General features: G+C 33.3%; 8 protein-coding genes. 7 read left to right on the forward strand and 1 reads right to left on the reverse strand.

Annotated elements, in window-relative coordinates:
- Positions 1-5 precede the first annotated feature (5 nt).
- Both SOR77_RS10235 and SOR77_RS04740 read left to right on the forward strand, forming a co-directional pair.
- Positions 6-155 (forward strand): winged helix-turn-helix domain-containing protein, encoded by a 150-nt coding sequence (locus SOR77_RS10235; RefSeq protein ID WP_414153386.1) that lies wholly within the window; start codon positions 6-8, stop codon positions 153-155.
- Entirely contained in the window at positions 104-655 is a 552-nt protein-coding gene (locus tag SOR77_RS04740; protein ID WP_320636034.1) for an IS630 family transposase, read from the forward strand. The genes SOR77_RS10235 and SOR77_RS04740 overlap by 52 nt, the downstream gene beginning before the upstream one ends.
- A 116-nt stretch (positions 656-771) precedes the next feature.
- On the opposite strand, the gene SOR77_RS04745 is transcribed toward SOR77_RS04740, so the two are convergent.
- Entirely contained in the window at positions 772-3,645 is a 2,874-nt protein-coding gene (locus tag SOR77_RS04745) for an insulinase family protein (protein WP_320636029.1), read from the reverse strand.
- Between the two features lie 613 nt (positions 3,646-4,258).
- Between SOR77_RS04745 and SOR77_RS04750 the strand changes: the two genes are divergently transcribed.
- From SOR77_RS04750 to SOR77_RS04770, 5 genes are all read left to right on the forward strand, one after another.
- Positions 4,259-5,896 (forward strand): tryptophanase, encoded by a 1,638-nt coding sequence (locus SOR77_RS04750; RefSeq protein WP_320636030.1) that lies wholly within the window; start codon positions 4,259-4,261, stop codon positions 5,894-5,896.
- Between the two features lie 92 nt (positions 5,897-5,988).
- Positions 5,989-7,329 (forward strand): sodium-dependent transporter, encoded by a 1,341-nt coding sequence (locus tag SOR77_RS04755; RefSeq protein WP_320636031.1) that lies wholly within the window; start codon positions 5,989-5,991, stop codon positions 7,327-7,329.
- Between the two features lie 116 nt (positions 7,330-7,445).
- The gene (locus SOR77_RS04760) at positions 7,446-8,966 is read left to right on the forward strand and encodes an S-layer homology domain-containing protein (RefSeq protein ID WP_320636032.1); all 1,521 of its coding nucleotides are present in this window, start codon (positions 7,446-7,448) and stop codon (positions 8,964-8,966) included.
- 58 nt (positions 8,967-9,024) lie between these two features.
- Complete coding sequence (locus SOR77_RS04765; RefSeq protein ID WP_320636033.1) at positions 9,025-9,687, forward strand: TVP38/TMEM64 family protein; 663 nt, start codon at positions 9,025-9,027, stop codon at positions 9,685-9,687.
- Between the two features lie 132 nt (positions 9,688-9,819).
- Positions 9,820-10,176: a class II SORL domain-containing protein gene (locus tag SOR77_RS04770; protein WP_004819266.1), complete on the forward strand. Its 357-nt coding sequence runs from the start codon at positions 9,820-9,822 to the stop codon at positions 10,174-10,176.
- Positions 10,177-10,365 lie beyond the last annotated feature (189 nt).

The following is a 10,365-nucleotide window of genomic DNA, read 5'->3' on the forward strand; positions in this document are numbered from 1 at the left end:
GTCAAATATATAGAGTACTAAAAAGACACGGATTTAGAAAAATAATGCCAAGAAGTAAACATCCTAAGAAAGCAAGTAAAGAGGTCATAGAGACCTCAAAAAAATTAACAGCAGAGCAAAAGAACTTAGAAACGTTAACCCGGATAAAAAAGTAAGAATAATGTTCCAAGATGAAGCAGGATTCGGTCGCATAAATAAGCCGAAATACTGTTGGTGTAACCATAAAATAAGACCATCAGTACCTTGTCATCATTTAAGAGAATACAGATATACTTATGGAGCAGTAGAACCAACAACAGGAGAAAACTTCTTTTTAATATTGCCGTATTGTAATACAGACTGTATGAACATATTTTTAAAAGAACTCTCCAAAACCTATAAGAATGATATGATACTACTAGTATGTGATGGAGCAACATGGCATAAATCCAAAGGATTAAGAATACCGGAAAACATAGAAATAATGCATATACCACCATATACACCAGAAATGAACCCCATAGAACAGATTTGGAAACAAATTAGGACTATGGGATTTAAAAATGAATTTTTCCACACATTATCAGACGTAGTGGATAGGTTGTGTGAAACGATAAATAAATTAACCAAAGAGATGGTTAAAAGTATCACCAATAGGGATTGGTTATATGTCTAGATTTAATAGGATTATAGTATTAATTATAACATACGTATTGTATTGGTGAATGTCATGTTTGATCAATAGACCGATTTAAATAAAAAACAAATCCTTTTACAGGACTTGTCTTCATTTTATCTTTTAATTTCAATTACTTCTTTAAACAACTTGCTTGACTCTATCATTTCTTTTGAGCCTATTGCAGTAATATAATTTTTATTCATAGCTTCTTTTAATGCTCCACGTAGAGCTTTTAAGTCTGAAAGCTTGGTATTTAGCGCTTGTTCTTTAAATTCAGCAACTTTTTTTTCAGTTAAGTTTGTCATGAATCTGCTGAAGTTTGCACTTCCTTTTTCAGCTGCGCCAAGAAGTGGATCGAAAGCATTCATAGTACCGATTATATAATTTTTGAGTTCATCTTCAGTTAAGTCAAGTGAGTCTACATATTCAGCCATATTGTCATAAATTTCAGCTGTCTTTTCAAGGTTAGGGTCTCTATAAGAATAAGTTACCAAGTCATTTGACATAGAGAATTTAACTCCCGCTCCATAAGCGCCGCCTTTAGCACGGATTTGATTATGAAGATAATCGGCAGATAATATATTTCCAAGCACAGGCATAATACCTGAGTAATTTATTCCGAATTCTTTTAGATTATATCCTTTAGACACATAGTTTACATTAGCAGAAGTTGTAAATCCTTGATTTTTTGGATTAGGAGTAAATTCAAATTCAACAGATTCATATTTTTCAGTAGGAAGAGATTTTAAAAAGTCTGATAGAAAATCTTTCTTGTCAGAACTGTCGGCAGTTAAATTTACAACAACATCCACACCGTTTATCAACTTGGTTGATAGTTCTTTAAGCTTAGTGCTTAAACTTTCCCACTTATCATCAAAGTTTTCAATCAAATCAGAAAGGTAGAAGTAGTAGTTAAACCCGCCGGATATTTGATTGTAAGCAGATAGTTTTGAGAAGTAACTCTTAACAACTTCAGCAGCTATTGAATGGCCGCTTTGAAGTATTATCGCTTCGATGTATGATTTTTGAAGTAGGATAAGCTCTTTAATTCTCTTCTTATCATCAAATTTAGAATTTAATAAAATTTCTTTTGAAAGTTCAATAGACTTGGCAAAGTTTAAATCTAAAGTCTTGAGAGAAGCTTCAAATCGAGATTTGAATTCATCTTCTTTAGTGTAGTCTCTATAAGTTGCAAGTCCTGTTCCAAAACCACCAATTGTCTTATATATTTCTGTATCTAAATTGGAGTAGTGATAGTTTTGAGTGGAGACTTTGCCGAATAATTCGCTCAACAGATTCATAGTTGGCAAATCTTCGATGGCTATGTGCTCAGCAGGGAAAGAAATTGTAACATAAGAGATACCATTTGTAGGTTGAGGATTGAATAAAAGTGTTCCATATTTTTCTTTAAATATCTCACTTTCAATGTGTTCTATACCTTCTTTGATATCAGAAAGTTCAAGCGAAGGGATGGTGTTTTTATCCTCATCACTGTCTTCTCTTAATTGGTATTCGACTAAATTTTTATGATTTAATATAATGTTGTCCACTTCTTCATCAGAAAGAGAGGATTTTATATTCTCAAGTTTTTCTTTTAGTTCATTTAACTCAATTTTATTTTTATTAGCGTCTGCTGAAATTTGAACGCCAACTGAATATTTGTTATCGATCAAATGTTTTTGAATATATTGCTCAAAGAAATCAGTGTCTATTTTATTTCTCAAGTGTTCAATTACAGATAGAGATTTTAGTCCGTCTATAGGGTTTTCGTCATATAGCCAAGTATTAAGAGCTCTGATGTAATATATTATCGCCTTTTGAACTCCGCCGCCTTCACGATATGCAAACTCAAATTTATTAAATGTAGCAAGGAGCAAATCTTTATCTATGCCATTTGAAACTAATTTTTCTAGAGAGGCATATATGAAGTCACGAAATTCTTCGGCAGTTTTTCCTCCTGTGTTTTTAGCGACAATTGATAGGTCAAGAGTTAGTGAGGTTGAATTTTCAGCCCAGACATCTTCCGCAAAACCTGAGCTTAAAACATCTTGTTTTATAGGAGACGAATCTGAATTTACTAAGAGTTCAGATAGGAAATTTCTCATAAATAAATCTTCAGGATTTAAACTCTTTCCAATACACCATCCAAATCCTAAATAATCATTTTTCTTTTCAACTTCTGATGGAGTTGCGGCATAAGTCTCTTTTACAAAGGTAGTTTCTGCAATTGGAGAGTTTAATTTTATTTCAGAGTCTATTTCTTCGAAATCAAATGAATTTAAATAGTTATCTTCTATAAAATTTAAAACTTCTTCATAATTCATATTGCCATAAAGATAGATATAAGAATTAGAAGGATGGTAAAATTTTTTGTGGAAATTCAAAAAGTTTTCGTAAGTTAAATTTGGAATTTCTTTAGGGTCTCCCCCCGAATCAACTCCATAAGTTGAATTAGGATGGAGGTTGAAAGTCAGAGTATCAGACACAATTGATTGAGGGTCTGAGTAGACACCTTTCATTTCATTGTACACGACACCATTTATAGATAATGGAGAATCTTTCTCCATTTCATAGTGCCAACCTTCCTGTTCAAAGATTTCTTTTACTTCATACATTCTCGGATAAAATACAGCATCTAAGTATACATCCATCAAGTTATAAAAGTCCTTTTCATTTCTTGAACTGACAGGGTAGATTGTCTTATCAGGAAATGTCATAGCATTCAAAAAAGTTTGTTGACTGGATTTTATAAGGTCCATAAAAGGCTCTTTTGTTCTATATTTTCTTGAACCGGATAGTACAGAGTGTTCAACTATATGAGCAACCCCTGTTGAATCTTCAGGGATTGTCTTAAAACCAATTCCAAAGGCTTTATTTTCATCATCATTTGAAAGCACAAGGATTTGTGCTTTAGTTTTTTCGTGTATAAAATATAGTGCCTTAGAAGACACTTCATCAATCATTTCTTCTTTTAAAAGTTTATACATTATAGCCTCCTCTTTTTTTACATCTGGTATCCAAATGCGATAAACCTAAAAATTATATTGACATTTAATAGATGGTTTTTATTAAAGATATTATACACATTAAGTGCATAGTATGGCAAAAGAAATAATAGTTTACAGCAAATTGAATAAATAAATTTAATAAAGATAATGTTATTATTGATGTAGATAATTAAAGATTTAATGTAGGAGGATATTTATTATGCATATGATTGTAACTATATTACCAGTGGCTTTTATGATATTTATAGCGGTAGGAATCATATATGTTATAAATAAAATAATTAATAAGTAAAATATAGATTTTTAAAATAAGTTATAGGTAAAAACAAAGATTGATATAAGGCACTAATTTATTGACAAATTATCTCAGCAGATGATAAAATTGGGGTATAAAGAAGTTCCATGATGTGCAAACGATTCTAAAAGTTTAAATACACAGTTCTAACATCAAAGTAATTGTTTGTAAGATTTATGAAACTGCTTTAGATATTCGAAAATAGTTAGAGTAGTATACTGTCCGCTAATCGATAGTTTCGAAAACCGGGGTATCCTCTGAGAAGGCGATAGTCAAAATTTAGGAGGTCAGTATAAAATGAAAGAATATCAATTAAACGTTCCGACACCACGCTCTTTTTCTTATGTAAAACGTAATATCCCAGATGTTACAATTGAACAACGTGAGCGTGCATTAAAGGCAACTCACTACAATGAATTTGCATTCCCGGCAGGTATGCTTACTGTAGATATGTTGTCTGATTCCGGTACAACAGCTATGACGGATCAACAATGGTCATCATTGTTCTTAGGGGATGAAGCTTACGGAAGGAACAAGGGGTACTATGTACTTTTAGATGCAATGCGTGATTGTTTTGAACGTGGAGATGATCAAAAGCGAATTATAGACTTGGTTAGAACAGATTGCCAAGATATAGAAAAAATGATGGACGAAATGTACTTATGTGAATATGAAGGAACTCTTTTCAATGGTGGCGCAGCTCAACTTGAACGTCCAAATGCATTCATTATGCCACAAGGCCGTGCAGCGGAATCTATTTTATTTGAAATAGTTCGTAAAATATTAGCAGAACGTGAACCGGGTAAGGTATTCACAATTCCTTCAAATGGACACTTTGACACTACTGAAGGAAATATTAAACAAATGGGTTCAATTCCACGTAATCTATATAATAAAGAATTGTTATACGAAGTTCCTGAAAACGGACGTTATGAAAAGAATCCTTTCAAAGGTGATATGGATGTTGAAAAACTTCAACAACTTATAGATGCAGTTGGAATTGAAAACATTCCAATGATTTACACTACAGTTACAAATAATACTATCTGTGGGCAAGCTGTTTCTATGAAGAGTATAAGAGAAACTTCTGAACTTGCTCATAAATATGAAATTCCATTTATGCTTGATGCTGCGAGATGGGCAGAAAACTGCTATTTTATAAAGATGAATGAAGACGGATATGCAGATAAATCAATTGCTGAAATAGCTAAAGAAATGTTCTCTTATTGTGACGGTTTCACCGCTTCGCTTAAGAAAGACGGACATTCTAACATGGGCGGCATCTTAGCTTTCCGCGACAAGGGATATTTCTGGAAGAAATTCTCAGATTTCAACGAAGATGGAACAGTTAAGACAGATGTAGGTATATTATTAAAAGTTAAACAAATTTCTTCTTATGGTAATGATTCTTATGGAGGAATGTCAGGACGTGACATAATGGCTCTTGCAGCAGGCTTGTATGAATGTCTAAACGTTAACTATCTTGAAGAACGTATTGAGCAATGTAACTATCTTGCAGAAGGTTTATTTAACGCTGGAGTAAAGGGTGTTGTAATTCCTGCAGGTGGACACGGAGTTTATATCAATATGGATGAATTCTTTGATGGAAAGAGAGGGCATGAAACATTTGCCGGAGAAGGTTTTAGTTTAGAACTTATTCGTCGTTATGGTATAAGAGTTTCTGAACTTGGAGATTATTCTATGGAATATGACCTAAAGACTCCTGAACAACAAGCTGAAGTTGCAAACGTAGTGAGATTTGCAATTAACAGAAGTGTTTACTCTAAAGAACATTTAGATTATGTAATAGCTGCTGTTAAGGCGCTTTATGAAGACCGTGAATCAATTCCAAACATGAGAATTACAAAAGGGCACACTCTTCCAATGCGTCACTTCCATGCATTCTTGGAACCATATCCAAACGAAGAAAAATAAGTTAATAATTAAATAAACCAACCTAAAATCTCATCCCTTCTGTAATGGAGAGGATGAGATTTTAATAAAATAAATAATTGTGGAGGCACAATATGTCAGAAAAAAATGGTGGGAAACGAGACGGATTTAGCAGTAAGTGGGGATTTATTTTAGCCTGTATAGGCTCAGCTGTAGGTATGGGAAATATTTGGAGATTTCCTGTTTTAGTTTCGGCATGGGGAGGAATGACATTTTTAATTCCGTACTTTATATTTGTAATTTTAATAGGCAGTACAGGGGTTATAGAAGAGTTTGCACTTGGTCGTGCTGCAGGAGCTGGCCCGGTGGGAGCTTTTGGCATGTGTACAGAGCAAAAAGGTAATAGAAAGTTGGGAGAAACTTTAGGGTTAATTCCTGTAGTGGGTTCTCTTGCTCTTGCGATAGGTTACACATGCGTAATGGGTTGGATTTTTAAATATGCTTGGATGTCAATAGACGGTTCATTGTACGCAATGGGTAATGACATGGATGTAATAGGTTCTACATTTGGTAAAACTGCTTCAGCAGGTGGAGCCAATACATGGATTGTTATAGCAATAGTTGTAAGTTTAATAATAATGTCAATGGGTATTGCAGGTGGTATAGAAAAGGCGAATAAGATAATGATGCCGGTTCTATTCATATTATTTGTATTTTTAGCTGTATACATAGCACTACAACCAGGAGCATCAAATGGTTATAACTATATATTCACTGTAAATTCAGAAGGATTAAAAGACCCTAAGCTTTGGATTTTTGCTTTTGGACAAGCTTTCTTTTCTCTATCAGTAGCGGGAAGTGGCTCGGTTATATATGGTTCATATTTGAGTAAGAGTGAAAATTTAATAGATTCTGCAAAACAGGTTGCATTCTTCGATACTTTAGCCGCAATGCTCGCTGCAATAGTTATTATTCCGGCAATGGCAGTTGGTGGTGCTGAGCTATCAGAAGGCGGTCCGGGACTTATGTTTATTTACTTAGTAAATGTAATAAATGGAATGGTTGGCGGAAGAATTATAGGAGTTGTATTTTACCTCTGTATATTATTTGCAGGCGTTAGCTCGATAATCAATTTATATGAAACACCGGTTGCAGTTTTACAAGAAAAATTTAATATGAACAGATTAACTGCAGTTATAATAATTCATATTATCGGATGTGCTGTAGCTATATTTATACAAGCTATAGTTTCTCAATGGATGGATATTGTTTCAATCTACATTTGTCCGTTAGGAGCACTTTTAGCAGGTATAATGTTCTTCTGGATAGCAAATAGAGAATTTGCAGAGGAAGCGGTAAATTTAGGAGCGCCTCACAAAATTGGAGGATGGTTTTATCCTGCAGGAAAGTATTTATATTGTGCATTAGCTCTTATTGCCCTAATAGCAGGTGCAATCTTTGGAGGAATCGGCTGATATATATTACAAGTCCCCTTTTTTAAAGGGGATTTTTTAGTTTAAAGTGAAGAAAATTATGAGCTTGTATTTTACTAAAGCACTTTAAAAAGATATAATGATAAGAGAGGTGTTTTATGAAGAAGATTTTGATTTTATTTTGTTTTATATTGATGCTAAGTACACCGGTGTTTGCTCAAGAAATATCTGCTGTTTTGGAACAACCGGCAGTGGCAAAGGCGGTAGTTGGGGATAATTTAAATTATAAATTGAATATAAGTATTCCAAAAGAAGGTGTAAAGTATAAATCTTTTGCTGTTACTCTACTAATGGATGAAAAGTTATCAGTTACCGGGACGGCTTTAGAGGGTGTTGTTAAGAATGATAAGATTGTGTTGAAGAGTACAGAAGTTAAAGGAAAACAAAATATAGTTTCACTTTCAGTGAACGATATGAAGGCGCTAGGGGGAGTAAATAACTTTTCAGTTGCGATATCAACTAAAGTTAGAACAGGAGCACAAGAAGGAGATTTTAACAATTCTGTAGTGCTTAGTTCAATAAAAGATGACGGAAAAGAAAGTTCAAGTCAAAAAGATTTGACTTCTAATACTGTTGTAACGAATTCTAAGACACAGTTAAAAGTCAATGAATTAAAGACTCAAGACGAAATTTTAACAGGGACAACTCAGCCAAGAGCTAAAGTAAGTGTTTTTGATGGAAATATAGAAATTGAAAATGTCACTGCAAATGACAAGGGAGAATTTGAAATAAAGATTCCTAAACAAGAACTGGGAAAGAAATTAAAAGTCATTTCAGTATATAAATTGAATGGAAAAGTTACAACAGATTCTGAAAATATAATTGTTTCCGATTCAGAAGGGAAGAAGGCAACTGTAGCTATCGATACAAAAGTTTTAGAAGATTATGTTGAGATGGCAATGAATATTTCTACAAACAGAGCAAGTAATGAAGATAGAGCGAGAATAGAAGCGGCAGTTGCAAATGCTAAATATGTATTAGTAATGTCAGATAGAAAAAATTCTGATTTAGAAGACGCACTTACTAAAGTGAAAAATGCAGTTAAGTATTTAAGAGTTCCATATATGAATGGATATTGGGACAAGACTTTTAAACCTAAAAAAGAGATGACAAGAGCAGAAGTTGCTCAAGTATTGGCAAGAGTTTACTTGAAGAAAGAACCTTCTGGGAACTACACTAATTTTAGTGATGTAAAACAAAGTGCATGGTATGCAGATGCAATTGGGTTTATGGAAGAAAAGGGCTTTATGAAAGGCTACTATGACGGAAGTTTTAAACCTGAAAAATCTATAACAAGAGCAGAGTTTGCAGCAGTTATAGCTAAATTAAAAGATGAAAGTGTAGAGGAAAGTGCATCTTATGAAGATGTAAAATCAGATAGTTGGGCAAGGGAAGCAATAAGCTATGTTAGCTCTAAAGGGTATATGACAGGCAGAAGTTCTACTATATTTGCAGCGGATTATCCTATTACAAGAGCTGAGTGTGCAAAAGTATTGAACAAGATTTTAGGCAGAATTCCGAATAAAGAATTTATGGATACTTATTCAAAAAATCCATTTAAAGATGTTGATAAAAATGACTGGGCATATTATGAAATATTAGAAATAACAGGATATTAATAAAATCTTAATTATAACTTAAGAGTAGAAATTAAAAATATCGTGTATAATTATAAATATGAAGGATGAAAAAAATATAGAAACTGACAAACCACATGGAATTCTTGAAAGAAGAGGTTTGTTAGAAGAAAATAATAAAAAATTAAATAGAATTTATCATATTGCTACAGTGATAACTATGTTATTAATGCTTTGGGGGTTTTATAAGGGATATAGACTTGGAATTTTCACATCTCAAGAAAAGTTAGATAGCTTTATAGTAAATCTTGGAGTATGGGGTCCGTTATTTTTTGTAGTGCTTCAAATTATACAAGTGGTTATTCCCGTAATACCGGGAGGAATAACCTCAATAGCAGGAGTTTTTATATTTGGGCCTTTGAAGGGAACTATTTATAATTATGTTGGGATTGTAACAGGAAGTTATATCAATTATTTTTTGGCAAGGAAATATGGCATAGTATTTGTTGAAAAATTAATTGGTAAGAAAAAATTGCAAAGATATACAAAATGGATTCACAAGGGAAATAAATTTGATAGGTTTTTTGCAATAGCTATTGCGTTGCCGGTGGCACCTGATGACATACTCTGCTTGTTTGCAGGGCTTGTGAATATGAAATTGTCAAAATTCACATGGATAATCTTATTCTTAAAACCTTGGTCATTAATCGCCTATACATTAGGTGGAGATGTTTTGATTAAGAAAATATTATTAAACTGGTAAGAGAGGGCAGCCTCTCTTATTTTTATGTAAAAGTTTTATGAAATAAAGAAATTTAAATAATTAGGTTAAAAATCTTTACAAAGGGTATAAATTTGTCAGAATAAGTTATATACAATTTGAGGAGGAAATATAATGAAATTAACAGAAACAGTAAAAGCCGGAGATTGGAAAAACGAAAAGCACGTACCTGTACTTCACGTTGAAAGTGTAAACGGAGAATTAAAAATACACGCACAAGTAGGAGAAGAAATTGAACATCCAAATACTTTAGAACATCATATTGGATGGATTAAAGTATTCTTCCAACCTGAAGGATTTGCAGCTCCAGTTGAAGTAGGTTCTTATAATTTCTCTGCACACGGAGAAGGAGAACTTCTTTCTAAACCTGAAGTTCACGCAGTTGTTAAGACTGATAAAAAAGGAACTGTATATGCATTAAGTTATTGCAATATTCACGGCCTTTGGGAAAGCGCTGAAGAAGTTAAATAGGAATAGATTTAGAGATGAGTTAAGCTCATCTCTTTTTTACGCATGACGGGCATGTTCTAATGCTGAGGTGAAATTCCCTAAGGAGCGTAGTTGTCGACGAATCTTATAGCTACTTGCAAGTTTCGCATGGCGACATGTGGGAGAGAAAGCAATAGCGAAATCGTGGCTTGACGGACAGAAACAGGATAC

It is taken from the genome of Peptoniphilus sp., assembly GCF_034090345.1.
Lineage (GTDB): Bacteria > Bacillota > Clostridia > Tissierellales > Peptoniphilaceae > Peptoniphilus.